Source organism: Oceanobacillus sp. E9, from assembly GCF_001741975.1.
Taxonomy (GTDB): Bacteria; Bacillota; Bacilli; order Bacillales; family Amphibacillaceae; genus Oceanobacillus; species Oceanobacillus kimchii.
Window position 1 is genome coordinate 37,767 of sequence record NZ_LSNA01000005.1, and the last position, 25,788, is coordinate 63,554.

The 25,788-nt window shown below is 34.7% G+C and carries 24 protein-coding genes; 17 read left to right on the forward strand and 7 right to left on the reverse strand.

The features are described from left to right. Window positions 1-74 precede the first annotated feature (74 nt). The 4 genes from mmgD to AQ616_RS03925 all read left to right on the forward strand — a co-directional run bounded on the left by mmgD (window position 75) and on the right by AQ616_RS03925 (window position 3,979). Window positions 75-1,181: a citrate synthase gene (gene mmgD, locus AQ616_RS03910; RefSeq protein ID WP_017797381.1), complete on the forward strand. Its 1,107-nt coding sequence runs from the start codon at window positions 75-77 to the stop codon at window positions 1,179-1,181. Window positions 1,182-1,206: 25 nt separating this feature from the next. Next, window positions 1,207-2,643: a bifunctional 2-methylcitrate dehydratase/aconitate hydratase gene (locus tag AQ616_RS03915; RefSeq protein ID WP_069685131.1), complete on the forward strand. Its 1,437-nt coding sequence runs from the start codon at window positions 1,207-1,209 to the stop codon at window positions 2,641-2,643. Between the two features lie 13 nt (window positions 2,644-2,656). Beyond that, on the forward strand, window positions 2,657-3,562 hold the full coding sequence (gene prpB, locus AQ616_RS03920; RefSeq protein ID WP_017797379.1) for a methylisocitrate lyase: 906 nt from the start codon (window positions 2,657-2,659) through the stop codon (window positions 3,560-3,562). Between the two features lie 183 nt (window positions 3,563-3,745). Continuing rightward, window positions 3,746-3,979, forward strand: a complete 234-nt coding sequence (locus AQ616_RS03925; RefSeq protein ID WP_017797378.1) for a hypothetical protein — start codon at window positions 3,746-3,748, stop codon at window positions 3,977-3,979. A 209-nt stretch (window positions 3,980-4,188) separates the two neighbouring features. On the opposite strand, the gene AQ616_RS03930 is transcribed toward AQ616_RS03925, so the two are convergent. After that, entirely contained in the window at window positions 4,189-4,512 is a 324-nt protein-coding gene (locus AQ616_RS03930; RefSeq protein ID WP_069685132.1) for a YolD-like family protein, read from the reverse strand. A gap of 1 nt (window position 4,513) precedes the next feature. Continuing rightward, complete coding sequence (locus AQ616_RS03935; protein ID WP_069685133.1) at window positions 4,514-4,735, reverse strand: hypothetical protein; 222 nt, start codon at window positions 4,733-4,735, stop codon at window positions 4,514-4,516. Between the two features lie 161 nt (window positions 4,736-4,896). On the opposite strand from AQ616_RS03935, the gene trhA reads away from it, so the two are divergent. The 7 genes from trhA to AQ616_RS03970 all read left to right on the forward strand — a co-directional run bounded on the left by trhA (window position 4,897) and on the right by AQ616_RS03970 (window position 12,643). Beyond that, the gene (trhA, locus tag AQ616_RS03940) at window positions 4,897-5,538 is read left to right on the forward strand and encodes a PAQR family membrane homeostasis protein TrhA (protein ID WP_017797375.1); all 642 of its coding nucleotides are present in this window, start codon (window positions 4,897-4,899) and stop codon (window positions 5,536-5,538) included. Between the two features lie 210 nt (window positions 5,539-5,748). After that, window positions 5,749-6,744 (forward strand): ABC transporter ATP-binding protein, encoded by a 996-nt coding sequence (locus AQ616_RS03945; RefSeq protein WP_017797374.1) that lies wholly within the window; start codon window positions 5,749-5,751, stop codon window positions 6,742-6,744. Then, complete coding sequence (locus AQ616_RS03950; RefSeq protein WP_017797373.1) at window positions 6,741-7,742, forward strand: ABC transporter ATP-binding protein; 1,002 nt, start codon at window positions 6,741-6,743, stop codon at window positions 7,740-7,742. The genes AQ616_RS03945 and AQ616_RS03950 overlap by 4 nt, the downstream gene beginning before the upstream one ends. 93 nt (window positions 7,743-7,835) lie before the next feature. Then, a complete protein-coding gene (locus AQ616_RS03955) occupies window positions 7,836-9,635 on the forward strand; it encodes a peptide-binding protein (protein ID WP_017797372.1) in 1,800 nt (599 codons plus the stop codon). Between the two features lie 247 nt (window positions 9,636-9,882). Beyond that, complete coding sequence (locus tag AQ616_RS03960) at window positions 9,883-10,851, forward strand: ABC transporter permease (RefSeq protein ID WP_017797371.1); 969 nt, start codon at window positions 9,883-9,885, stop codon at window positions 10,849-10,851. 11 nt (window positions 10,852-10,862) lie between these two features. Continuing rightward, the gene (gene opp4C / locus AQ616_RS03965) at window positions 10,863-11,786 is read left to right on the forward strand and encodes an oligopeptide ABC transporter permease (RefSeq protein ID WP_017797370.1); all 924 of its coding nucleotides are present in this window, start codon (window positions 10,863-10,865) and stop codon (window positions 11,784-11,786) included. A 131-nt stretch (window positions 11,787-11,917) separates the two neighbouring features. Then, window positions 11,918-12,643, forward strand: a complete 726-nt coding sequence (locus tag AQ616_RS03970; RefSeq protein ID WP_017797369.1) for a YkgJ family cysteine cluster protein — start codon at window positions 11,918-11,920, stop codon at window positions 12,641-12,643. A 121-nt stretch (window positions 12,644-12,764) separates the two neighbouring features. Here AQ616_RS03970 and AQ616_RS03975 read toward each other — a convergent pair whose 3' ends face one another. Continuing rightward, on the reverse strand, window positions 12,765-13,493 hold the full coding sequence (locus tag AQ616_RS03975; protein WP_069685134.1) for a processed acidic surface protein: 729 nt from the start codon (window positions 13,491-13,493) through the stop codon (window positions 12,765-12,767). A 202-nt stretch (window positions 13,494-13,695) separates the two neighbouring features. Between AQ616_RS03975 and AQ616_RS03980 the strand changes: the two genes are divergently transcribed. Beyond that, a complete protein-coding gene (locus tag AQ616_RS03980) occupies window positions 13,696-13,929 on the forward strand; it encodes a hypothetical protein (protein WP_069685135.1) in 234 nt (77 codons plus the stop codon). A gap of 52 nt (window positions 13,930-13,981) precedes the next feature. Here AQ616_RS03980 and qoxD read toward each other — a convergent pair whose 3' ends face one another. The 4 genes from qoxD to qoxA are packed head-to-tail and all read right to left on the reverse strand — an operon-like array spanning window position 13,982 to window position 17,744. Beyond that, the gene (gene qoxD / locus AQ616_RS03985) at window positions 13,982-14,266 is read right to left on the reverse strand and encodes a cytochrome aa3 quinol oxidase subunit IV (RefSeq protein ID WP_017797366.1); all 285 of its coding nucleotides are present in this window, start codon (window positions 14,264-14,266) and stop codon (window positions 13,982-13,984) included. A gap of 1 nt (window position 14,267) precedes the next feature. Continuing rightward, window positions 14,268-14,864 carry a cytochrome (ubi)quinol oxidase subunit III gene (locus AQ616_RS03990; RefSeq protein ID WP_017797365.1) on the reverse strand — a complete coding sequence of 199 codons (597 nt, stop codon included), beginning with the start codon at window positions 14,862-14,864 and terminating at the stop codon, window positions 14,268-14,270. Continuing rightward, window positions 14,861-16,813 (reverse strand): cytochrome aa3 quinol oxidase subunit I, encoded by a 1,953-nt coding sequence (gene qoxB, locus AQ616_RS03995; protein ID WP_069685136.1) that lies wholly within the window; start codon window positions 16,811-16,813, stop codon window positions 14,861-14,863. Before qoxB ends, AQ616_RS03990 begins: the two co-directional genes overlap by 4 nt. 46 nt (window positions 16,814-16,859) lie before the next feature. After that, a complete protein-coding gene (gene qoxA, locus AQ616_RS04000) occupies window positions 16,860-17,744 on the reverse strand; it encodes a cytochrome aa3 quinol oxidase subunit II (RefSeq protein WP_017797363.1) in 885 nt (294 codons plus the stop codon). A 253-nt stretch (window positions 17,745-17,997) separates the two neighbouring features. Here qoxA and AQ616_RS04005 point away from each other — a divergent pair, with 253 nt between their 5' ends. The 5 genes from AQ616_RS04005 (at window position 17,998) to AQ616_RS04025 (ending at window position 25,636) form a co-directional block, all read left to right on the forward strand. After that, window positions 17,998-19,215 (forward strand): EAL domain-containing protein, encoded by a 1,218-nt coding sequence (locus AQ616_RS04005; protein ID WP_069685137.1) that lies wholly within the window; start codon window positions 17,998-18,000, stop codon window positions 19,213-19,215. Window positions 19,216-19,335: 120 nt separating this feature from the next. Next, the gene (locus tag AQ616_RS04010; RefSeq protein WP_017797361.1) at window positions 19,336-20,499 is read left to right on the forward strand and encodes an exonuclease SbcCD subunit D; all 1,164 of its coding nucleotides are present in this window, start codon (window positions 19,336-19,338) and stop codon (window positions 20,497-20,499) included. A gap of 15 nt (window positions 20,500-20,514) precedes the next feature. Continuing rightward, entirely contained in the window at window positions 20,515-23,604 is a 3,090-nt protein-coding gene (locus tag AQ616_RS04015) for an AAA family ATPase (protein ID WP_017797360.1), read from the forward strand. Window positions 23,605-23,661: 57 nt separating this feature from the next. Next, window positions 23,662-24,348: a ribonuclease H family protein gene (locus tag AQ616_RS04020; RefSeq protein ID WP_017797359.1), complete on the forward strand. Its 687-nt coding sequence runs from the start codon at window positions 23,662-23,664 to the stop codon at window positions 24,346-24,348. Window positions 24,349-24,469: 121 nt separating this feature from the next. Further along, complete coding sequence (locus AQ616_RS04025; protein WP_017797358.1) at window positions 24,470-25,636, forward strand: hydroxymethylglutaryl-CoA synthase; 1,167 nt, start codon at window positions 24,470-24,472, stop codon at window positions 25,634-25,636. Window positions 25,637-25,788 lie beyond the last annotated feature (152 nt).

The following is a 25,788-nucleotide window of genomic DNA, read 5'->3' on the forward strand; positions in this document are numbered from 1 at the left end:
GTATATAAGGTTGAAGGATGTTTTTTTCGATCGTTTGACTACGCTTTCAAAATTTAAAATGAGGAGGAATAAAATTGAAGACAGAAGAAAAATTTATTCCAGGTTTGGATGGTGTGATTGCTTCGGAAACAGCGATTTCTTTTTTAGACGTTGATAAGGAAAAAATTATCATCAATGGGCATGACCTTATCGAATTATCATTAAAACAGGATTATATAGATATTCTTCATTTGCTTTTGGAAGGGGGTCTACCTAAAAGAGCAGAAAAAACAAATACAGAGAAATTGTTGAAAGATCATTATGAAGTTCCTCAATCAGTATTGGAGATCTTAAAACTATTACCAAAGGGAACACATCCAATGGATGGAATGCGGACAGCTTTATCTGTGCTTGCAGGATACGATAAGAATATCGAGGATCGTTCAGCTAGTACAAATAAGGATCGTGCTTATCGGTTACTTGGACAATTGCCAACAATAACAGTAAATAGTTATCGAATTATAAATAATCAAGAAGTGATGCAACCAGCGATAGAACTATCATATAGTGCAAACTTTTTATACATGATTACAGGAAAAGAACCGTCAGATTTAGAAGTGGAAATTTTTGACCGTTTGCTACTGCTATATAGTGAACATGAAATGCCGAATTCTACCTTTACTGCTAGAGTAATATCTTCGACTAATTCTGATATGTATGGTGCATTAACTGGAGCTATCTCCTCGTTAAAAGGTAATCTACATGGTGGTGCAAATGAAGCAGTTATGTACATGCTTAATGAAGTGGAAACGGTGAATGAATTTGAACATTTATTATATAAAAAGTTAGAAAATAAAGAAAAAATTATGGGGTTTGGGCATCGTGTTTATATGAAAAAAATGGATCCTCGTGCACTTATCACCAAAGAAGCACTAAAGAAACTTTGTGAGAAAGATAATGACTATACGTTACTAGAGATGTGTGAAGCTGGAGAGAAAATAATGAAAAAAGAAAAAGGATTATATCCTAATTTAGATTATTACGCAGCTCCTGTTTATTGGAAATTAGGTATACCAATTTCACTCTATACACCAATCTTTTTTAGTGCACGTACAGCTGGACTCGCAGCTCATATCGTTGAGCAACACTCAAACAATCGTATATTCCGTCCAAGAGTAAAATATATCGGAAAAGATTATTAAAGGAAAAAGAGAGGGGATTTATTATATGACACAAGTAAAAACGATTAACCAAACAGATAAAATTATAGAAGAAATAGCTGATTATGTACTTCATACAGAAATTACGAGTGAAGAAGCTTATAGAACTGCACACCAAGTACTAATTGATACATTGGGTTGTGGGATTTTAGCGTTGAATTATCCAGAATGTACAAAATTATTAGGTCCGATTGTGCCAGGTACAGTTGTACCTAATGGTAGCAGAGTACCGGGTACTTCCTATGTGTTGGATCCAGTGCAAGGTGCCTTTAACATTGGTGCAATGATTCGCTGGTTAGATTACAATGACACTTGGCTTGCAGCTGAATGGGGACATCCCTCAGATAATTTAGGTGGAATCTTAGCTGTTGCTGATTATGTAAGTCAAGAAAGATTAAAAAAAGGTGAAGAGCCAATTAAAGTAAAAGAAATACTTGAAATGATGATTAAAGCACATGAAATTCAGGGTGTATTAGCTCTAGAGAATAGTTTGAATCGAGTTGGATTAGACCACGTTTTATATGTGAAAATTGCTACTACTGCAGTTGTGACAAAAATGCTAGGTGGAACGAAAGAAGAGATACAAAATGCATTATCTAATGCTTGGATTGATAATTCAAGTTTACGTACGTATCGTCATTTTCCAAACACAGGTTCAAGAAAATCCTGGGCTGCTGGAGATGCGACAAGTAGAGCAGTTCGATTAGCTTTAATGGCAATAAAAGGAGAAATGGGATATGCTACAGCTCTTACCGCAAAAGGTTGGGGATTCCAAGATGTTCTTTTTAAAGGAAAGGAGTTAAAGCTAAGTCGTTCTTTAGGAAGTTATGTTATGGAAAATGTCTTATTTAAAGTATCATATCCTGCAGAATTTCATGCGCAAACAGCAGCTGAGGCAGCAGTTCAATTACATCCAGAAATAATTGGGCGTCTTGATGAAATTAAAGAAATAACGATTACAACCCATGAATCTGCTATTAGAATAATTGATAAGACAGGACCGTTACACAATCCAGCTGATCGAGATCATTGCTTACAGTATATTGCTGCTATTGGGCTTTTGAAAGGAAATATCACTGCAGAAGATTATGAAGATGATGTGGCATCTGATCCGCGTATTGATGAATTACGTGAAAAAATGGTAACCGTGGAGAAAGAATCCTATACAACGGATTATTTAGATCCGGAGAAGCGTTCGATTGCTAATGCAATACAAGTACACTTTGTAGATGGAACTTCGACAGATGTTATTGATTGTGAATATCCATTAGGGCATCGTTTCCGCCGTGATGAAGCAGTTCCTAAGATTTTGGAGAAGTATGCGTATAATTTATCTACACAATATACGGATAAACAGAGTGAACGTATACAAAAATTTACTAATAATTTTGATGAGGTGCAACAAATGAATACGACGGATTTTATTGATTTATTTGTAAATTAAGGAGGACTTATAAATGGCTTGGATAGTAGACCAACCTATATCACAACAAGAATTAGCAAGTCAGTTCAGATCCCAAGTAAGCGAGAAAGGTATTTTACAAATTCCTGGTGCACATGACGCGATGGCTGGATTGGTTGCCAAAGAAGCCGGATTTCAATCTCTTTATCTTTCAGGAGCGGCTTATACAGCTAGTCGTGGCTTGCCGGACTTAGGTATTATTACTTCAACAGAGATAGCTGATAGAGCTAGAGACATTGTACGTGCTACTAATTTACCTATTCTTGTTGATATAGATACAGGTTTTGGTGGTGTATTGAATGTTGTCAGAACGTCACGTGAAATGGTAGAGGCAAATGTGGCTGCAGTACAGCTAGAGGATCAGAAATTGCCTAAAAAGTGTGGCCATTTAAATGGAAAACAGTTAGTAAGTACAGAAGAAATGGTTCAAAAAATTACAGCAATTAAAGAAGTGGCTCCAACTCTTGTGATTGTTGCTAGAACTGACGCCCGTGCAGTTGAAGGTTTAGAGAATGCTATTTCAAGAGCCCAAGCTTATGTAGAAGCAGGAGCGGATATTATATTTCCAGAGGCATTACAAAATGAAGAAGAATTTCGCCTTGCTTCAGAAAAGATAGATGCACCATTACTTGCTAACATGACGGAATTTGGGAAAACTCCTTATCTAACTGCAGAGGAATTTGAACAAATGGGCTTTGATATTGTCATATATCCCGTTACATCTTTACGAGTTGCAGCAAAAGCCTATGAAAAAATCTTTTCAATAATTCGTAAAGAGGGAAGTCAAAAGAATGGTTTGTCAGATATGCAAACAAGGAAAGAATTATACCAGACAATTTCCTATGAAGAGTTTGAAGATTTAGATGAAAGTATTGCTAAAACGGTTTTAGAAGATAAATAATAGTGTTTGTCATATGCACCTTAGAGTTTGGATCTTTGGGGTGCATATTTCTTTTTTTACATGTCATATTAATTACTTACTTTTTTTAGACTTATCACATGGTACTTCCACTATTGCACGCTAGTATAGAATTATTCAATATATACATTCTAATTAAGTAAAAGGTATAAGGTGGTGGAAACCATGTATGTTATTAGTCTAATGGGAGTTAGTAAGGTTATTGAAGCTCCTGTTCATCAAATAAAAAAATGGATTCAACTATTTGGTTCCTATATTCCGATGACGTTTATGGACCAAATCCTTTATTTTGAGATAGAAGCCGTTCATATATTGTCGTTTATAAAAGAAAAAATAGAAGAAGAATATGACTGGACTGAAATTGAAAGCTTACTAGAGCATACGGTTTTTGGTGAGTGAGAGGTTGGGACAAAAATATTCACGCAAAAGATAAATCCGAATGAATGGATTTAAAAAAACTCGCTTCAGAAATATATTCCGTTTTCTTTGGGTGGCTGGTGAGCCTCCGAAAGGGTCTCTCCGAGCCTTGCTCCCATAAGAGTATCCGAATATTCTAAGACTTATTCTAGCTATCATTCGTTTTTTGACCAATCCTTTTTGTTATGTCCTCATTCAGATTCTATATTCAAAAGGTTATTTACAGGTAGTTCTATGGTACCGTTACCTATATTTAGTTGGAGATATTCCTTTGTTACTTTTATATTTGATGTTTGACATGTAATGGTTTGTATTTCTCCATCATTATAGTAAGTAATTATGATATTGGAATTATTGACCGTAGCATACTGTAATTGCTGTTCCATATAATCAAATTGCTGATTATCGATAACAGGTTTAGAAATCTTTTGAGCTTCTTTTTTCTTCTTTCTAAGATATTCAACATGTTCTGGCAGCATCATAGCTGTCCATTTTATACTTCCGCGATCATTCATGTCATGCACCGTATCTCACTCGCCCAGATGATTTTCCGACAGACAATATCTGGTCAAGATGAAATAATCTGATTTCTTTTCGAAAATAACAAAATGCAAGTATCGAATCAGATTTTATCGTTACTACTTGAACAGTTCGTTGTGTTATGATATCTTGCTGATCAATATATACCATTATTACTTTTTCTTTTTGTTGTACAGAATGAAGAAGTAATGGGTACATCGAACGATCCCTCCTTTTACAAAATAGGAACAAATGTTCTGTATTTAAAGTATATCATGATTAGAAAAAAATATACATACGATTTTATTCGCTTTTTCGTTTTTGAACATGTAATATTTTAAAGTAGATGAATTTATTGTGTGGAAAGAAGGATGGTTGAATTGGCAAATACACATATTTTTACAAAAGGAGAAGAAATTGCGAACGCAATAACTCATGGTGTGGCAGCTTTATTAAGTGTAGCAGGGTTAGTTGTGTTGATTGTTTCATCAGTAATAAATGGGACAGTGTTACATGTTGTTACATTTACTATATTTGGTGCGACCATGGTAATCTTATATACTTCTTCAACATTTGTACATGCTTTACCAAAAGGAAAGGCAAAAGATATATTTGAGATACTTGATCATTCTTCCATCTATTTATTTATAGCTGGTACTTACACCCCTTTTACACTATTAGTTATTCAAGGCGCGATGGGGTGGAGTATCTTTGGTATTGTATGGGGAATCGCTTTAGTGGGTATTGTATTTAAAGTATATTTTGTAAAACGATTTCTGTTTACCTCTACGTTATTATATATAGCGATGGGCTGGTTAATTGTAATAGGATGGTCGCAAATAACAAATAACATAGAAAGTAGCGGGGTATATCTGCTCATTGCAGGTGGATTATGCTATACGTTAGGAACGGTTTTTTATATGTGGAGAGGATTTAAATTTCATCATATGATTTGGCACTTATTTGTTATTGCGGGTACACTTTTTCATTACTTTTGCGTACTATTCTTTTTACTTCCTTAAATTGAAATATAATATATTACTCGAATGTACTTCTTTTAAGAAGAAGTGCATTTTTTATTTGACTATGTCGAATTTTGTTATATTTAATAAAATTCAGTATATTCCGTTGACAGTTTACGAGTTATAGTATAATATGAATTCAAATTTATTAACTAGATATATATCCCTAGCTAAAAATATTCAAAAAAGGTTTGGGAATGGAGTGTGCGAATGAAAAAGGAATCAGTACTTGATGTTGCAAATTTAAAAACATATTTTTATTTAGAGAAAGAAAAAGTTGCAAAAGCAGTGGATGGAGTTTCGTTCCACGTATCCCCCGGTGAGACAGTGGCCATCGTAGGAGAATCGGGAAGTGGAAAAAGTATTACTGCATTATCAATAATGCAACTAATTAATAAGCCTGGGGAAATTATTGATGGAACTGTTAAATTACATAATGAAGAAATTCAAAATCTTACCTCTAAGCAAATAACGAAAATTAGAGGAAATGATATAGGTATGATTTTTCAAGAACCGATGACTTCTTTAAATCCAGTATACACAATTGGAAATCAAATTATCGAAATGTTAAGAAAACATAAAAAAATAAATAAACAAGAAGCAAGAATAAAAGCAATTCATTTATTAAAACTTGTAGGAATTCCGCGTGCAGAGCAAGTAATAGATGAATATCCACATCAATTGTCTGGTGGTATGCGTCAACGAGTTATGATTGCAATGGCGATATCCTGTGACCCTAAACTATTAATTGCTGATGAACCTACTACCGCCCTTGATGTAACCATACAGGCACAAATTTTAGATTTATTACAAGAGATGAAAGAAAAATTTCATATGGCAGTGCTATTAATTACACACGATATAGGTGTAGTATCAGAATATGCTGACCGAATTATCGTAATGTACGGAGGCCAAATTGTAGAAGAAGGAACAGTTTCAGAGTTACTACATCATACCAAACATCCCTATACGAAAGGGTTATTAGAAAGTTTGCCAGATATAAATCAAGATATCGAACGATTAGGGACGATAAAAGGCTCAGTACCACCTGCATATGATTTTCCGATTGGTTGTCGCTTTTCAACCAGATGTCCATACGTCATGGAAGAATGTAAACAAGCTATTCCAAAATTGACAAAGATGGAAGAAAATAATAACCACGCAGTACGTTGTTATCTCTATCAAGAAGAGGTGGTGAAGAAATGAAGCTGGCCGAATCAAATGTTTTAGTAGATGTGAAGGAAGTGAAGAAATATTTTCCTATAAAAGGTGGAGTTTTAAAACGAACTATTGGACATTTAAAAGCAGTTGATGATGTGTCATTTTCTATTTATGAAGGAGAGACGCTTGGAATTGTAGGAGAATCTGGTTCTGGTAAGTCGACGCTAGGACGGGTAATGCTACGTCTTCTAGATCCAACGGAAGGCAAAATCGAGTTTAATGGGATAGATATATCTCATTTAAGTAGAAGAAAATTAAGGGTTCATAGAAAAGATATGCAAATGGTATTTCAAGATCCATTTGCATCGTTAAATTCTAAAATGAGTATTTCAGAATTGATAGAAGAACCTTTAATTGTACAAACTAATTTGTCCAAAGAAGAGAGAATGAAAAAAGTAATCGACATTATTGAAAAAGTAGGACTTCGAGCAGAAGACCGCTTAAAATATCCTCATGAATTTTCTGGTGGACAAAGACAACGTATAAGTATTGCTCGAGCATTAATTACAAATCCGAAATTTGTGATTTGTGACGAGCCAGTTTCAGCATTAGATGTATCTATCCAAGCTCAGGTTCTTAATTTAATGAAAGATTTACAAGATGACTTAGGATTAACCTATTTATTTATTGCACATGATCTTAGTGTAGTAAAACATATTAGTGATCGAGTCGCAGTAATGTATTTAGGAAGAATTGTTGAAATTGCGGATAAGCATTCGCTATATAAAAACGCAATGCATCCATATACACAAGCTTTACTTTCTTCTATTCCTGTCGTTAAAGCAAATGATGAGGTAGCAACACTAGCAACACCAAAAGAGAGAATTAGATTAACTGGAGATTTACCGTCTCCAGCAGATCCTCCGAGCGGTTGTACATTCCGTACACGTTGTCCTTTTGCTTTTGAACAGTGTGGATTGGAAAAACCACCATTAATAGAAAAGGAAGAAGGTCATTACGTTGCCTGCCATTTGCATTCTTGAAAGAAGGTGGAGTACATAATTAGGAGGTGATGTCTCTGTTATCAAATGGTTAAGTTAGTAAATCTATTAAAGATACTTAAAGGGGGAAAATTAATGGGAAAATGGAAAAGAATACTGATGCTTGCTGTACTATTTCTATTTGTTTCTATATTTGCAGTAGCTTGCTCAGGTAATGATGAAGGTGAAGGTGATACTGAGGAACCTGCTTCTGCAGAAGAAGATACTGATGATGGAGGAGAAGAGGCTACTGGTGAACCGCAATCAGGCGGAACAATTACAGGTGCAATGGATACTGCACCAGCTGGGGTTTTTAATCCGATCTTCTATGAAGAAGCATATGAGGCAAATATCTTGGACTTTACGCATGAAGGTTTATTGAGTCAAGATAAAGAATTAGTGTTTGGACCTAACTTAGCTAAAGATTGGGAAATTAATGATGATAACACAGAAATCACGCTAAACTTAGAAGAAGGCGTTAAGTGGCATGATGGTGAAGAATTCACAGCAGATGATGTTGTCTTTACGTACAAATCGATTGCATCTCCTGGATATATCGAAGCAGGTGGTGTACGTACTGAATATGTAGAGAAACTAGTAGGCTATGAAGCATTTAATAGTGGAGAGACAGATGAATTTGAGGGTGTTGTTGCAGAAGATGATTACACGGTTACCTTTAAATTCGAAGAACCAAATGTAACTATTTTGAAGGATGTAGCATTTTCAATTATACCAGAACATATTTTTGCAGATGTACCAATTGAGGAAATGCCTTCTCATCCAGCCACTTTAAATGCTGGTGAAGTAATCGGAACTGGTCCATTTAAATTTACTGAAATGCTTGAACGAGAACAATATATCCTAGAAAAGCATGCCGATTATTGGGAGGGTGAACCATACCTAGATCAAATTGTATGGAGAATCGTAGATCAGTCGGTTATGCTTGGACTTTTAGAGAATGGAGAAATTGATTTTATCTCTGATCCAAATGGTGTTCCTGCAGCTGATTTTGAAGATGTAGATGGGATGGAACATGTAGAAGTTATTGAACAGACTGATTTTGGTTATCAATTAATGGGCTTTAAAATGAATCATAGAACAGACGCAGATGTTGAAAGTGGAACAATCGATCCAGCTAATTGGAAAGTAAATGAAGATGTGGGAGAAAAACTTGTTCGTCAAGCAATGGCATATGCAATTGATCGTCAAGCTATTGTTGATAATTTACTGCATGGGCATGGATCTGTTATTAACGCCCCAATTGCACAACAATTTTGGGCATATGATGAGGAGGCAACTACAGCATATGAATATAATCCAGAAAAAGCAGCAGAATTGCTTGATGAAGCTGGATACGTTGATACCAATGATGATGGATTCCGAGAGACTCCGGATGGAGAAGAATGGATTGTTAACATTAATTATCCGACCGGAAATGCGCTTCGTGAACAATCCGCTCCAATATTAGCGCAATTCTTAGAGGAGGCTGGAATTAAAATCGATCTACGTCAACCGAAGGAAATGACTGCATATGTAGAAGAATTAACGAATGATAATACGGATTGGGATATATATTTACTAGGTTGGAGTTTAGGAAGTGGGGACCCAGATCCATCTGGATTATGGAGAAGTGTAGATCCTTATAACTATGGTCGTTGGAATAACGAAGAATCGGATCAATTGATTGCTGATGCATTAACACCACCTGATGCTTTTGAACAAAGCTTTCGTGAGGAAAAGTATAGTGAATGGCAAGGTTTATTTTCAGATGAACTTCCAGCGCTATTACTTTACGCGCAAAATAAAATTTACGGCCATAATAAACGCCTAAATGGAATAGATCCAATGCCATATGGATTTATAAATGATCCACACCTATGGTGGGTTTCTGAGTAATAGTATATGTATAGGAGCGTGCGTTTGTGGCCGTATGCTCCTTTCTATTTTGCTCTTAAGGAACTAGAAGATTCGAGTTGAGTGATAGCGAGATATTCCAATTCAACATTTGCTCTTTTCTGTCGTTTCTTTATTTGCACTGTGTAGAGGTGGTAGAAAAATCGAATCCCATTACTAAAGAGCATAGTTCATACCAACAAGGACTTACATATATGTTCCTAGGAAAAAACATTAAGGTGGGAATGACATGACGAAATATATTATACGAAGAGTATTAGTATTTTTCCCGATGCTTTTAGCTCTAACTATTATTGTTTTTACGCTTGCTCAATTAGCTCCTGGAGACGCACTGACTGGACAGCAACTTGCAGATCCAAGAGTAGATCCTGAAGTGTACGAAAAGCAGAGAGAAGCACTCGGCTTAAATGACCCTATACCGGTTCGTTATGGTAGATGGATATCAGGTGTAGCTCAGGGAGATTTTGGTAACTCACTTGTGTTTAACGGTCGTTCTGTAATGGAATTAATTCAGGATAGGATAATGAATACAGTATACTTAGGTGTGTTTGCATTATTAATTACATTAGTTGTATCTATACCGATAGGCATTTATTCTGCTAGAAAACCATATTCATTGGTAGATTATGCTGCTACAGGGTTTGGATTTTTAGGACTAGCCATACCGAACTTCTTTTTTGGTTTAATGGCAATCTACTTTTTATCTATTAACTTAGGATGGTTCCCTGCTCAAGGGACACTATCATCTCCAGGAGCATCAGGATTCAGTGGTTTCGTTGATCGAATTCATCATATGATTCTTCCGGGAATAACACTAGGATTAGCTGGTACAGCAACATACATGAGATATATGCGATCTGAGGTACTGGGCGTTTTAGGTAGTGATTATATTCGCACTGCACGAGCAAAAGGAATGTCAGAGAGAAATGTTCTTTATAAACATACTCTACGAAATGCATTATTACCGATTGTGACTTTAATGGGATTTGAAATTGGAATTTTGCTTGGTGGTGCAGTAATTACGGAACAAGTCTTTCAATACCCAGGACTAGGAACTCTATTTCTTAGCTCTGTTACCAATCGTGATTATCCGGTTGTAATGGCAATTGCAATGATTTTGGGTGTTCTCGTCTTAGTTGGAAATTTAGTTGCTGATATCTTGTATAGTGTTATTGATCCTAGAATTCGTTATGATTGAGGTGAGTGAAAATGCAATCCATGCCGCAAGAACCAGTGCCTAATATTCCTGAAGAAGGTATATTATCCAAAAACCAAAAAAGTAAAAGTCCTTTTCAAATAGGATTAAGTAGATTTTTTAAAAACAAACTCGCTGTAATTAGTCTAATTATATTACTATTAATTATTTTAATCTGTATATTTGCTCCATTATTTACGGATCTTGATCCGGAAAAAACGAATCTTTTAAAAATCGAGCAAGGTCCGAGTGAAGAACATATTTTAGGAACGAATGGAGTTGGACAAGATAATTTTTCTCGTCTGTTATACGGAGGACGAATCTCTTTAGTCGTTGGGTTTAGTGCAATGTTCTTTACATTAGTAATTGGTGTTGTATTAGGTTCGCTAGCTGGTTACTATGGTGGTAAAGTCGATAGTGTTATTATGCGTGGAGCAGATATTATGTTAATGTTGCCATTTCTAGTATTAGTACTTACGATAATGGCGGTAATTGATAATGTAACAATTGGTTTATTTGTTACAACAATTGCTTTAACGTCATGGCCAAGTTTAACAAGGATTATTCGGGGGTCATATTTATCTTTACGTGAACAAGAATTTGTATTGAGTGCACATGCTATTGGAGCAAATGATTTTCGAATCATTTTTAAACATTTTATTCCGAATGCAATAGGACCAATTGTCGTAAATGCCACGCTTATGATGGCATCTTACATTATCATAGAATCCGGACTAAGTTTTATAGGGTTTGGAATCCCGCAACCAACACCAACCTGGGGGAATATGATATCCGAAGCGCAAAATATTAGGATTTTACGTAACCATCCGGAAGCTTGGATACCACCAGGACTTGCGATTTTTATTACCGTACTAACTATTAATTTTATTGGAGACGGTTTAAGAGATGCTTTTGATCCAAAAAGTAATCAACGTTAATACGTATACCGCAAGAAATCGATACCATGTACATTGATTTCTTGCGGTATTGTTTTGTTCATAAATTGATTTACTTTTTTTAGGTAATACGTAACAATAGAATGGAGACAGATATAAGGAGATAGAATGAAATGCTAAAAGATTTGAGTTATGATGAAGTAAGGAAAAAATGTGATGAAATAAGTGAAACTTATCAGATAAATGAAGAATTATTTTATGGTGTGATTGAAGATTGGGATGGAACTGAGAAGACAATAAATGATAAGTTACAAGGGGTATTCCAGAGTTTATTAAAAGTTGTATCAAATGAAATTACTACAATGGAAGACAAAGTGTCTTTGGAAGCGACATGCCAAATGGGATGTGCTTTCTGTTGTTATTTTCCAATTATTATAACGAAATTAGAATCAAAATTACTGCAGATGACTATCAATAATTTTGATTCTGAACGGAAAGAAAAGCTATATAATCACATTGAACAATACTTTATTAAATATAAGCATATACTTGAGCAGGTTCCTGATAATACGGATGAGGAAATTGGTGAGGTGAAGGAAGCTTATAAAAAATTACAACTTCCTTGTGTACTGCTGGATACGGAAACAAACCAATGTATGGCATACGAAGTACGTCCAATTCCGTGTAGAACATATATGAGTTATTCTGACCCACTATTATGTAAAGAAAATCTACTTCCAAAAGAAACCGTTAGTTTTGAATTTCTTTATGAACCATATATATCAGCATTAAATGAATTTCTTCAGTGGGCATACGAGGATGGGAATACAGGTAAGATAACATACCCAAATGATTTATATGAGACGGATTACTTGTTTAATTGGATGAGTAAATCATAAATTTAATAAAAACGGGTTAGACAAATAAAAAGATTAGTTCAAAATTGGTGCTTTTGATTAATGCTTTATTGTCTAACCTCTCTTTTGTGAGTGTAAACGTAAATACCTAGTTCATCTTATACTAAAAAAAGATTGCTTGGAATGCAATTGGAGTAAGACCGATAAATACGTTAAGATGCGGATCTGTAGTAGGGAATATACTCTCCGTATCCCATATACTCATATTCATTCCACTACCGAAATCTCCAGAAAAATCATCTGTTAAATCAGAAGTAACATCTTGACCACCCATATAAGCGTCAACTACTAATTCGAGATCCCAAATAGTCTCGTAGTTTTCGATAGAATCGCCCATACTCTTCAAGTACTCTTCTAATTCTTCAGATGAACTGAAATCATAAAACTCTAGTAGACCTTGAATATTTTCTTCAGTAATTTCCTCGTCCCAATCCGTTATTTCATCAGAATTCTCTACTCCTTGATCTAAAGCAAATGCTACATCTTCAATGAATAAAAACCAAGTTGAATCAAACACATCTTCATCTTCAAATAGTTGTCCTGTCTCTCTTAATTTTTCATTTAACTCTTCATGAGTAATATCATAGGTGTTATAAATTTCTTCTAACGTTTTTTCAGTTACGGGAATACCTAAGTAGTCGTTGTTAGGAAAATCATCAATGGAATAAAACTTACTATCTAAGTACTCAATATAATCTTCCTTATCCCAATCAATTTCTACGAGAAATGCTTCGAATTCTGGATCATCTGCTTCAATTGCAAATGCAACCGTTGGAATAATAGTGAAACTAAGAATCATAATAAATAGTGCAGTGAATAATTTGTTACGCATATGAAACCTCCTATAAGAATTAAAATACAAATTTAGTATAAATTGTTAATACAAAAATTGCTACGAATAACCTGCGAAATGCAGATAAATAAACCAAAAGTCCTGATGTCAAGTTTAAATATATTAGTTCATAAAATTGTAACTTACTTATTGACAACTTTTTGAACATGCAGCATAATGTAAACAAAGGGGATGAAGTTTCATGGATATCAATCAAAAATTACTGAAATATGTATCAATTATTTGTGGGACGCTAATTACAATAGGATCTCTACTATTTATTTATGGATATTTTGTAAGCGATTTAACCGCGGTGACTGCTATTGGTATAGGGTTGGTAATGGGCTCAACTTTCATCTTTATTATGGGTGTTTTCTTAGTAGCAACAGAGGAATCTTTTGTTAGCGAGAAAGAACAACGAACAAATTTATATTAAAGATAGGCATATAAAAAAGCCAAAGGCAAAAGTGCCTTTGGCTTTTTCGAATCTACATATATCCCCAAACCATTGCGAGTAATGATCCGAATACGGTGAGCAATGCAATCAATGCACCGTAATAAATACTTGTATATATTGTACCTTTATCTTCACTTTCTCCTGCGTGCATAAATACAATCAGTTGTACTCCAGCTTGAATGAATGCTGTAACAATAAGAATTGTTAAGCCCATTGCAAAGGACATGTCTAAAAAGTAGACGCTCAGCGCAATCACTGTGAGGAGCAGGGAAAAGATAAATCCGTTAACCTGCTTCATAGGGAATAATTCTTTCATGTTACATCATTCCTTTCAAGTACACAAAGCTAAAGATGAAGATCCACATTACATCAAGGAAATGCCAATATAATGAGAATATAAATGATTTATTCGCTGTTTGAGCAGTTAAGCCGTGCTTTACTAATTGAATAATAATCATTATTCCCCAGAATAGACCAAATGTAACGTGCGCTCCGTGTGTTGCTAGGGTAGTAAATAATGTTGCAGTGAAACCACTTGTTTGTAGTGTTGCGTTTAAGTGATAGAAATGAATAAACTCATAAATTTCAACACTGACAAACGCTGCACCAAGTGCAAGTGTAACAATCAGAAAACCGATCATTGCTTTAGTACGTTGGATTCGCATTGCATGTATTGCTAAACCAATTGTAAAACTACTCGTTAATAAGATCATTGTATTAATGATGACAGGTCCAATTTCGAAGATTTCTGCTGCGCCTGGACCGGAACCGACACGACCTTCATAAATAAAGTAGCTTGTAAACAGTGTAGCAAATAACATGATCTCTGCACCTAAGAATATCCAAAAACCAAGGATATTCATCTTATTTTGTTCGGTACTGTACTCAAGAGGTTGATTAGAATCTATTTTCATTTCTTGTCACCTCCAAATTTCTTTTCAGTCTCAATAATTTCTTCTTTATGGATATGGTGACCATCATCTTTTTCAAATGTACGGTATAGTAGACAGCCTAGTATTCCTATTGCTCCTACAATAGCTCCGGCCCACACATGGAATACAAAGAAGAAACCAAAGATAAAGAAGAAACCTGCTAATATAATGGACCAACCACTGTTATTTGGCATATGGATGTCACTAATTGGTTCTTTAAACAACTGATATCCGTTTTTCTTGTAATCCCAAAATGCTTCTTCTGAATCTACAGTTGGTGTAACAGCAAAATTATACTCTGGAACTGGATTATGCGTAGCCCATTCTAAAGAGCGAGCGTTCCATGGATCATCTCCAACATTTCTTGGTGCATGACGGAAACTATAGTAAATATTGAATACCAGAAGGATAAATCCTAGGGTTAATAATGCTACTCCACCAAACGATAGTAAGTTTAATGGACCGAAACCAGAAGCTTCCGAATAAGTGTACATACGTCTTGCTTGCCCGTCTAATCCTGTGATGTACATTGGGAAAAAGGATAGACAGAAACCGATAACGATATTCCAGAATGCCCATTTACCAATTCTTTCGTTTAGTAAGAAACCAAACATTTTTGGCCAGTAATAAATTAATCCTGCAATCATCGCAAATACTACACCAGGAATAATTACATTATGGAAGTGAGCAACTAAGAACATCGTATTGTGATATTGATAATCAGCACTTGCGATCGAGAGCATTACACCAGTTACTCCACCAATCGTGAATAAAGGAATAAATGCGATGGAATAAAGCATTGGTGTGGTAAATCGAATTTTACCTTTCCACATGGTCAGTAGCCAGTTAAATATCTTAATTCCGGTTGGAACTGCTATCGCCATCGTTGTAATGGAGAAGATACTATTTGTAAGTGCACCTTGACCCATTGTAAAGAAATGGTGAACCCAAACAACAAAGGATAATAGTGAGATAATAACCATGGAAGCTACCATCGATTTATAACCATATAAGTTTCTTTGAGAGAATGTCGAGATAATCTGACTGTAAATACCAAATGCCGGTAATATCAAAATATATACTTCTGGGTGTCCCCATATCCAGAATAGGTTTGCCCACATCATATCCATACCGCCATCAGATGTTGTAAAGAAATTCGTAAAGAACTGACGGTCAAGAGTACCCATTAATAGGGCAATTGTTAAAACAGGGAATGCAAATACAATAATTATATTTGTAATTAATGCAGACCAAGTGAACATTGGCATTTTCATCAATTTCATACCTGGTGCACGCATTTTTATAATCGTGACTACAAAGTTAATACCAGTCATCAGTGTACCGATACCAGATATCTGTAATGCCCAGTTGTAGTAGTTAACACCTACATGTTCACTAAACTCTGGTCCTGCTAGTGGATAATAATTTGTCCATCCAGCATCAGGTGATCCTCCGACTACGAAGGAAATATTGAATAACATTGCACCAGCAAAGTATAGCCAGAAACTTAGTGCGTTTAAGCGAGGGAATGCAACATCTCGCGCACCAATTTGCAATGGAATAACATAGTTCATTAAACCAATAATAAATGCCATGGCCATGAAGAAAATCATAACCACACCATGGGTAGTAAATATTTCATTATAGTGTTGTGCATCTAAGAAACTGTTATCAGGAACTGAAGTTTGTAGACGCATCATAACTCCATCAGCACCACCACGGAAAAGCATTAGAAGTGCTGAAATTATATACATAATTCCTATACGTTTATGGTCAACGGTAGTCAACCATTCGTTCCAAAGATATCCCCATTTCTTGAAGTAGGTAATACCTACAACAACTGCTATAGAAACAAGTGCAATGGCAACCAGGGATGCATAAAGCATCGGATCGTCATGCGGAGGAATGGCAAATCTTTCTAATATATTCATATTTATGAATCTCCTTTCGATGCTCTTGTTGCATGAATCTTATAAATTAGTGATGATGGTGTCCTTCGTCATTAGAATCGGATGGTCCGTGATTATGTGGACTGTTCTCACCTTCAGGAGCAGGTTTAAATTCTTGATGTGTTCCTGTGAATGTCATTTGACCGAGATGACCTGGTTCTAATATTTCTTCAAATTTTTCTTCAGTAAGAGGATCTGCTGTAGCATGAATTTCCTCTACCCAAGTGTCGAATTCGTCATGAGGCATAACTGTTACATTAAACATATTTTCCGCAAAACCTTCACCATTAAAGTTAGAGTTTCTTCCTACAAAATCGCCTGAATGATCAGCGACTACATTCAATGTATTTACCATGTCAGCCATCGCATATTTTTGTCCAGCTAGTTGAGGAACCCAGAAACTAGAGATTGTACTATGAGAATATAATCTAAATTCTACATTTCTATCCTGTGGTATAAATACATAGTTTACAGTTTCAATGTCTTGTTCTGGATAACTAAAATGCCATTTCCAGTTTGAAGATGAAGCATAAATAACTAAAGGTTCGTCATCTTTATACCCTTCTGGTACAGATTCTACTTGATACGTAGATATTACAGAAACAACTGCTAAGAATGCTACTATTAATACTGGAACACCAACAATAATTCCTTCTACAACAGGACTTCCTTCTATGTGTGGTGGCTCATAATCGTCACTTTGTTTTGAAGCTCTATACTTAAACAAAACAATTGCTAGCATTACCATCACAACAATTACAATTAATGCCATCGTTATAATTGAAATCCATATAACATTTGCGGTCGTTGCTGCTTGTGGCCCCTTAGGATCAAGTACGAGTAATGGTTCACAACCTGCTAAAAATAAGGCTGTTGCTGTTAATAACATTATATAGGCCCACTTTTTATTCATGTAGATACCCCTTTCATCGGTATGTTTATGGATAGTATTCTAAATCCTATCAAGTTAACATGTCAGTGACAATATTAATACTCGTAAACTAAAATAACAAGAGTTTGAGAAATGCTTCACAAAATGTTCATTAATATGTGGATTTTGTATGGTAACTAAAAAAAATGTAACAGAACACTTGACATGATTATGAGTTAAAAAGGAAGAGAGGTACTTGTTTGCTGTGATATAATAGTCTAAAGGGGGATTAGATATGGATCCGTTAGATGTAATGTTAGATATGGACCAATTACTTCCTTATTATAAAGCGATCGTCAGCGCAGATACGCAAATGATCATTGGATATGAAGTGATTGCTTATTTTCAAAATAAGCATGGGAAGTTACAACGTATGGATTGTTTTTTTGATGATGTATCCATTCCGGATGAATTTCGTATTGAAGTAAATACTTATCTTCAGCGTAAAGCTATAGAAAATAAGCTTGAAAAGCAAGATAAAAGTTTTCTATCTTTCTACTATGACGCTGATTTACTTGTACGAAACAACGGTGAAGCATTACTTGCAATACTTGAAGAATACCAATCAAAAGGATTAAAATTAAATGAAATTATATTAGAAGTGAAAGACACTGCATTTCCTAAAGATATGGATCAACTATCCAACCTAATAAAATATTTAAAAACATTAGGCGTAAAAGTTAGTATTCAACTGGAAAATCCAAATGGTATCCTTGACCAATTAGCTACATTACATCCAAATGTATTAAAAGTAGATACAAGTTTTCTAAAGGATGATTTACTACCTCATCTATACAAAGATGTCTATCATGCAATTTCCATGTTGTCACGCAAAATTGGTGCGTCTCTCCTGTTTAAAGGAATTAATAATTATAATCAATTTAATTATGCATGGAGAAGTGGGGGCCAATACTATCAAGGTAGGTACTTAATTCATCCTCAAAATGACTTTGTAGAAGTTGATAGCTGTAAATCAGTCATTCAAGTTAGTTTTAAGCAATTCGTTACATATGAACGAAAAAAGGGGAAAGCGCAACTGGAACTTCTAGAAAAAATACATGCTACGTTTACTAGTATTTTAACACAATCGACTTTAACAGATAACTATGACGAATTTATATTAAATGTAGGTAAGGCATGTAAAGAATTCGCATTTCGGGTTTATATTTGTAATGAGGAAGGTATTCAACTTTCTTCCAACGCAGAAAAAGATCAAGAAGATACGTGGAAACTGGTTAAAGAAGGTTTAAATAAAAACTGGAGTTGGCGACCTTATTTCTTTGAAAATGTAATGAGGATGAACTTAGAGAAGAAAGGTTTACTTTCTGATCTGTATACGGATATAGATAAGTCGGAATTAATCCGTACATATTCTTATCCGCTTACAGATGGACGGTATATATTTTTAGATATTCCTTATCGTTATTTATTTGAGCAAGAAGGATTATTATAAAGGGGAGCTAAAATTAGTGGGGGGCTATATTCCCCCCCCCCCGCTTAAATGTTGTTAGAGTAGGTCATTACATTACTTTCTGTTACATACAAAAAAAGAACTTATGCTAGGAGTGAAATAATGAAAATATTCCATACTGCAGATTGGCATTTGGGAAAGCTGGTTCAAGGAATTTATATGACAGAAGACCAAAATTATATACTAAATCAATTTGTTGCGGAAGTTGAAAAGGAACAACCGGATGTAGTAATTATTGCGGGAGACCTCTATGATCGAGCAGTTCCTCCAGTTGACGCAGTACACTTATTAGACAAGACATTAGATAAAATAATCCATGGACTTAATATTCCGGTATTAGCAATTGCTGGAAACCATGATAGTCCTGGAAGGCTACATTTTGGAAGTGGATTAATGAAAGAGAACGGTTACCATGTTACCGGTAAATTATCAACAGAATTAGAACCAGTCATTTTGAAAGATTCTTTTGGGGAAGTACATTTTCATTTTATTCCTTATACGGATCCTAGTACGGTGCGCACTATTTTTAAAAATGACGAGATCATTACACATGATGATGCTGCAAAATATATAATAAATAAAATTCGTGAAAATATGGCTCCTCATGCAAGGCATGTCGCTATTGGACATGCTTTTGTCACGCCATTTGGTGAAGAACGTGAGAATACAAGTGATTCGGAACGTCCGCTTTCCATAGGTGGAGCAGAATATGTAGATGCACATCATTTTAAAATATTTGACTATACAGCACTGGGACATCTCCATCAAGCGCATTATGTATTAGATGAAAAAATCCGTTATTCTGGATCTCCTTTGAAATATTCTATATCAGAAGAAAATCATAAAAAAGGCTTTCTTATTGTAGAGTTGGCTGAAAATGGGGAAGTCTGTGTTGAGAAAAGGCACTTATATCCACTTAGAGATATGCGTCGTGTGAAAATGACGATAGAGCAAATTTTTAATGAAAACCGAAGCGATGATTATGTGTTTGTTCAATTAATGGATCAGACTCCAGTATTATCGCCAATGGAAAAAGTCCGCTCTATCTATCCAAATGCAATGCATGTTGAACGAGCTCAAGTTTCACCAATTTCTTTGAAAGATGAAGATTCAATACCGAAGACAAAAATGAATGAAATGGAACTTTTCCATGCTTTTTATAAAGAAGTAAAAGGTGAAGGACCTTCAGAAGAGGCAATTGAAATTATTAAAACAATAATGGATGAATTAAATAAAGAAGAACATAAAGAAGTCAAGGCGAAGTGAATGGAGGTGTAAATATTGCGACCATTATATCTTAAATTAACTGCTTTTGGACCTTATAAAGATACAGAAATAATTGACTTTACCAAATTAGGTGACGTACAGCTTTTTTCTATATCAGGCAATACAGGAGCAGGAAAAACAACGATATTTGATGGAATTGCCTTTGCTTTATATGGTAGAGCTAGCGGATCCGATCGAGAAGATAACCGATTACTTCGAAGTGATTTTGCAGAGGATCACGTACACACATCCGTAGAATTGGTCTTTACGATTAAAGAGAAAATCTATCGAGTATTACGTCAGCCTGGTCACATAAAAAAAGGAAATAAAACAAAGACCGGTGAGAAGTATGAACTATTTGAAATAACGGATCTACAAGAAATTTCGATAGTAGACAGACAGATTGTGAGTGAGATAGATAAAAAGATTGAAGAGCTAATAGGTCTGACACAAGATCAATTTAAACAAATAGTCATGCTACCTCAAGGTGAATTTCGAAAACTATTAACCTCAGAAACGGAGAATAAAGAAGCAATATTAAGAAGGTTATTTAAAACAGAACATTATAAGTATATGAATGAAATATTGCGTCAGAAAAAAAGTACTTTTGAACAATCGTATAATCGAGTATCGGATCAGTTAGATCAAACAATGAAGCAAATTTCTTCTATTTTTCCACTCCGTGAGAATTCCAAATTACAAGATGTATTTCAAGCAGAGTATTATAATGTACAGCAGGTTCTAGAAGCGATGAATGATGAAAAAGTATATTATCAACACGAAATCGAAAAGAAAAACCAACAATACATTTCTAGCTATAAGAATCATGATACTGCACTGAAGGAATATTATGCGGCAAAGCATATAAATGAACAGTTTGATCAACTTCGAGTGAAAAAACTTCATAGTCAGGAGTTAATGAATAAGGAAGCAGATATACACCAATTGGAAAATCAATTAAAAGCAGCTGAACTAGCTCAGCGAATTGAGCCGTCAGAGCAATATGTATTAAACTACCAAAAACAACTACAAGAAAAGGAGATTCAGCTAAAAACACTGACTAAAAAAGAACAACAAGCTTCTGAACAACTAAAATTAGTCACCTCGCAATATAAAAAAGAAGAAGAAAAGAGCGAACAGCGAGAAAAAGTATCGATCTATATAAATCAACTGGAATCGTATCTTCCTATAGTTGAGCAGCTGGACTCTGAAAGAAATGAAATTAATTCTTTAAATAATCAGATTAATCAACAGGAGCATAAGATACGTGAGGACAGACAGTTACTTGATAGAAGAGAGAAGGAACAAGAAAGCTTAGCTGAAAAAATAAAGGAATTAACAAAACAAGTTGAGAAAGCTTCCGAGTTAAATAAGCGATTAACTGAATTAAGGCAAATTGGAAAGTTACTTCAAAGGTTGATTAGTTTACAAAAAGAAGAATCGAATATTCAATACAAGTATCAACAAACAAAAAAGGCTTATGAAAATAGTAAAAAACAATATCAAGAAATGGAACAAAATTGGATAAATAACCAAGCATTTGTATTGGCTTCACATTTACATGATGGAGTGGAATGCCCAGTTTGTGGAAGTACTGCACATCCTAAAAAAGCTTCTATGGAAAAACAACCGATTACGAAAGAAGCGTTAGAGTCCCTTCAGAATCAAATGGAAGAAAAAAATCATTCTTGGCAGGAACAACAAGTTGCGCTATCTTCAAATAAATCTTCTTTGAATGAAGTGTTTACTGAACTTAATGAATGGGGGGTATTACTGGACGAACCATCTAAAACTTTCAATGAAATTGTACAAGAAGGCAAACAATTAGCTGAAAAAGAAAAGGAAATTGAGCAGGCAAAAGAGAAACGAAACCAATACGAAGAAAGATTAGAGCAACAAAAACAAGAAGATAAAGAGAATAAAGAAGCATTTGAACATCTAAAGCAAAAATATCAAGATCTATTTGCTTTGATACAAACAAAGCAGGCTAGCCATACAGAGAAAAAGAGACAAGTGCCAGAAGAGTTTCATCAGTTATCGGAACTGAAAGCAAATTTACGTAATCAAAAACAACAAAAACAAGAAATGGATCAAGCATGGAAGGATATTCAACAACAATATCAGCAAATTACACAATGGCATTTGGAAATCCGTTCTGAGGTAAAGAATTATCAAAAACAAATAACAGAACTGAATAAACAAGTAGAAAAAGCCAACAAAACATTTGAACAAAAAGTGAGTGAAGCTGGTTTTACTTTAGGAACATACCATGAAGCGAAATTAGAAGAAAATATATATGTTGAGCATAAACAACAAGTTGAAATGTATAACCAGGAAAAGCAACAATTAGACAGTCAAATTAAAGAATTAGAAGCAACTTTAGCGAAAGAAGAAAAACAAGATCTTGGCTACTTAGAAGAAAGACTTAGGGATTTAAAACGTGATTTTGAACAAAATTTAAATCAATTAAATACACTTAAAAAGTATAACCAAGAAATTTATTCAATTAAAGATCGAATGGAAGTATTACACAATGAAGTTGCAGAAACAGAAAATAATTTAATGGTGATTACAGAGATTTATGATGTATTACGTGGACAAAATCAGAAGAAGGTTTCTTTTGAAAGGTATTTACAAATGGAATATCTAGAACAGATTATCGAAGCTGCTAATTATCGGTTAAAAGACTTATCTAATGGACAATTTTATTTAACTAGAAGTGATCGACAAGAATCTCATGGTCGACAAAGTGGACTTGCTTTAGATGTTTATGATACATATACTGGTCAAACAAGAGATGTTAAAACGTTGTCCGGCGGTGAAAAATTTAATGCCTCTCTTTGTCTAGCTTTAGGCATGTCTGATGTAATTCAAAGTTTTCAAGGTAATGTTATGATCCAAACAATGTTTATTGATGAAGGCTTTGGCTCATTGGATGAGGAATCATTAACGAAGGCAATAGATACGTTAGTACAACTACAAAAGTCTGGAAGATTAATCGGTGTAATATCGCACGTCCAAGAATTAAAAGACATATTACCTGCTACCATTGAAGTGAAAAAGACGAAAGAAGGGTATAGTCATACAAATTTAATTGTGAAATAAAAGATCGGATTTCCGATCTTTTTTCACATTTTGGGAAAAGACTAAGATGGAAATTAAATGATGATTGGTGGGGATAAAGTGAATATACGGTTAGCATATATGTATCGAGCTGGAAAAGAAATGGAGATAAATTTCCTGTCAGATGAAATGCGTATAGAAGATAGCGTTATAATTGCAGAGAAGTTAGAAAAAGAGCGGTCCGTTCAAAATTTATATGCAATAGACGACCTTGACCGAACTTGGACGATCAAAGAATTAAAACGTCTAGTAGCCCAAGTGGAAGAGGAGCCACATCATATTTTGGTTTATTTTGATGGGGGCTATGATAGAAATGATTTGATTGCAGGTGTTGGAGTAGTTATTTATTTTGAAAAGAACAATAAATACTTTCGACATAGAAAGAACGTAAAATTAGAGCAGTTAGATAACAATAATGAAGCGGAATATGCCGGATTATATCATAGTTTAGAGATACTCGAGGAAATGGGGGCTACAAATCAGTCGATTACTTTTAAAGGAGACTCTATGGTAGTTATTCATCAGTTGAATGAAGAGTGGCCTTGTTATGAAGAGAATCTTCAAAGATGGATAGAACGTATTGAAATTAAAGTAGAACAACTTGGAATTCAACCTGATTATCAAGTTATATCAAGAAAGAATAATAAGGAAGCTGATCATTTAGCGACACAAGCAATTCAAGGTATACAAATTGAAAGTACATTGGAAATTAACAAAAGAAAATAAGAGGATAGCTAACTTAGTTGATTTTTAGAGAAAGGTTATATTATCATTTAAGTATTAGATTTCGAGCATTTTATTAGAAATAGATGTATAAGACAAGTTGTAATAGTGAAGGAGAATGACATTGAAGATAGGAATAGATAAAATTGGTTTTTATGCTCCACATTTATATTTAGATATGAATGAACTAGCAAAAGAGCGTGGAGTTGAACCAGAAAAATTTACAATAGGTATTGGCCAAGAAAAAATGGCAGTGTCGCCCATTACACAAGATACAGTTACGTTAGCTGCGAATGCAGCGGCACAAATATTAGACGATACTGATAAACAAGATATTGATATGGTTATTTTTGGTACAGAATCAGGTATTGATCATTCCAAATCAGCTGCAGTAAATGTACATCAGTTATTGGGATTGCAACCACATGCACGAGCTATTGAATTGAAACAAGCTTGTTATGGTGCAACAGCAGGTATTCAGATGGCAAGAGGACATATAGCTTTAAACCCAAATCGAAAAGTATTAGTATTAGGATCGGATATTGCACGATATGGATTAAAGACTCCTGGAGAATCGACACAAGGAGCCGGTGCAGTTGCGCTATTAATTTCTGCTGAGCCAAGAATAATGGAAATTGAACAAGAAAGTACCTATTATACTGACGATATTATGGATTTCTGGAGACCTGTGTACTCGGATACAGCATTTGTTGATGGAAAGTACTCCAACGAACAGTATATTGCATTTTTTCAAAAAGTATGGAATTCATACAAAGAGCAAACAGACCGCAGCTTAGAAGATTTTGCAGCAATTTGTTTTCATTTACCTTATACGAAAATGGGATTGAAAGCTTTGCGTACAGTATTGGATGAGGTTGGGGAAGAAACTCAAACGCGTTTGAAGGACCAATATCAATTAAGTACCCAATATAATCGCAATATAGGAAATATCTATACAGGTTCACTTTATTTGAGTCTACTCTCATTATTGGAAAACAGTGAGGAATTAAAAGCTGGCGATAAAATTGGAATGTATAGTTATGGTTCTGGTGCTGTGGGAGAATTTTTCTCTGGTATATTACAAGAAGGTTTTGAAAAACAACTACACCATACAGAACATAATGCTATGTTTGAAAAACGCCAAAAAATATCTGTTTCCGAATATGAAAAAATCTTTGAACAACAAATCCCAACAGATGGTTCAGTCGCTGAATGGTCAACAAATGAAGACCCAGCTGAAATTTGTCTGACAGGAATGCAAAATCATCAACGCGTATATCAAGTGAAATAAATTTTTTAAGGCATTAAATAAAAAAATGAACGTAGAGGTCCAATTCTTTTATAAGATTTGGGCCTTTTTTGATAGATAACTGTTAAGGACAATACAAATAAACTTATATACTAATCCTAGATATGTCCAGAATAGGTATCCACCTAAAAATA

Bases quoted from the DNA above. Each gene is read 5' to 3' on its own strand.
- AQ616_RS03925 (WP_017797378.1), top strand. From the start codon at position 3,746: ATGTATGTTATTAGTCTAATGGGAGTTAGTAAGGTTATTGAAGCTCCT.
- AQ616_RS03930 (WP_069685132.1), bottom strand. From the start codon at position 4,512: ATGAATGATCGCGGAAGTATAAAATGGACAGCTATGATGCTGCCAGAA.
- AQ616_RS04010 (WP_017797361.1), top strand. From the start codon at position 19,336: ATGAAAATATTCCATACTGCAGATTGGCATTTGGGAAAGCTGGTTCAA.
- AQ616_RS03960 (WP_017797371.1), top strand. From the start codon at position 9,883: ATGACGAAATATATTATACGAAGAGTATTAGTATTTTTCCCGATGCTT.
- AQ616_RS03935 (WP_069685133.1), bottom strand. From the start codon at position 4,735: ATGTACCCATTACTTCTTCATTCTGTACAACAAAAAGAAAAAGTAATA.
- opp4C (WP_017797370.1), top strand. From the start codon at position 10,863: ATGCAATCCATGCCGCAAGAACCAGTGCCTAATATTCCTGAAGAAGGT.
- AQ616_RS04020 (WP_017797359.1), top strand. From the start codon at position 23,662: ATGATGATTGGTGGGGATAAAGTGAATATACGGTTAGCATATATGTAT.
- AQ616_RS03955 (WP_017797372.1), top strand. From the start codon at position 7,836: ATGGGAAAATGGAAAAGAATACTGATGCTTGCTGTACTATTTCTATTT.
- AQ616_RS03950 (WP_017797373.1), top strand. From the start codon at position 6,741: ATGAAGCTGGCCGAATCAAATGTTTTAGTAGATGTGAAGGAAGTGAAG.
- AQ616_RS03980 (WP_069685135.1), top strand. From the start codon at position 13,696: ATGGATATCAATCAAAAATTACTGAAATATGTATCAATTATTTGTGGG.
- qoxB (WP_069685136.1), bottom strand. From the start codon at position 16,813: ATGAATATATTAGAAAGATTTGCCATTCCTCCGCATGACGATCCGATG.
- AQ616_RS03970 (WP_017797369.1), top strand. From the start codon at position 11,918: ATGCTAAAAGATTTGAGTTATGATGAAGTAAGGAAAAAATGTGATGAA.
- prpB (WP_017797379.1), top strand. From the start codon at position 2,657: ATGGCTTGGATAGTAGACCAACCTATATCACAACAAGAATTAGCAAGT.
- AQ616_RS03975 (WP_069685134.1), bottom strand. From the start codon at position 13,493: ATGCGTAACAAATTATTCACTGCACTATTTATTATGATTCTTAGTTTC.
- AQ616_RS03990 (WP_017797365.1), bottom strand. From the start codon at position 14,864: ATGAAAATAGATTCTAATCAACCTCTTGAGTACAGTACCGAACAAAAT.
- AQ616_RS04005 (WP_069685137.1), top strand. From the start codon at position 17,998: ATGGATCCGTTAGATGTAATGTTAGATATGGACCAATTACTTCCTTAT.
- qoxA (WP_017797363.1), bottom strand. From the start codon at position 17,744: ATGAATAAAAAGTGGGCCTATATAATGTTATTAACAGCAACAGCCTTA.
- AQ616_RS03915 (WP_069685131.1), top strand. From the start codon at position 1,207: ATGACACAAGTAAAAACGATTAACCAAACAGATAAAATTATAGAAGAA.
- qoxD (WP_017797366.1), bottom strand. From the start codon at position 14,266: ATGAAAGAATTATTCCCTATGAAGCAGGTTAACGGATTTATCTTTTCC.
- AQ616_RS03945 (WP_017797374.1), top strand. From the start codon at position 5,749: ATGAAAAAGGAATCAGTACTTGATGTTGCAAATTTAAAAACATATTTT.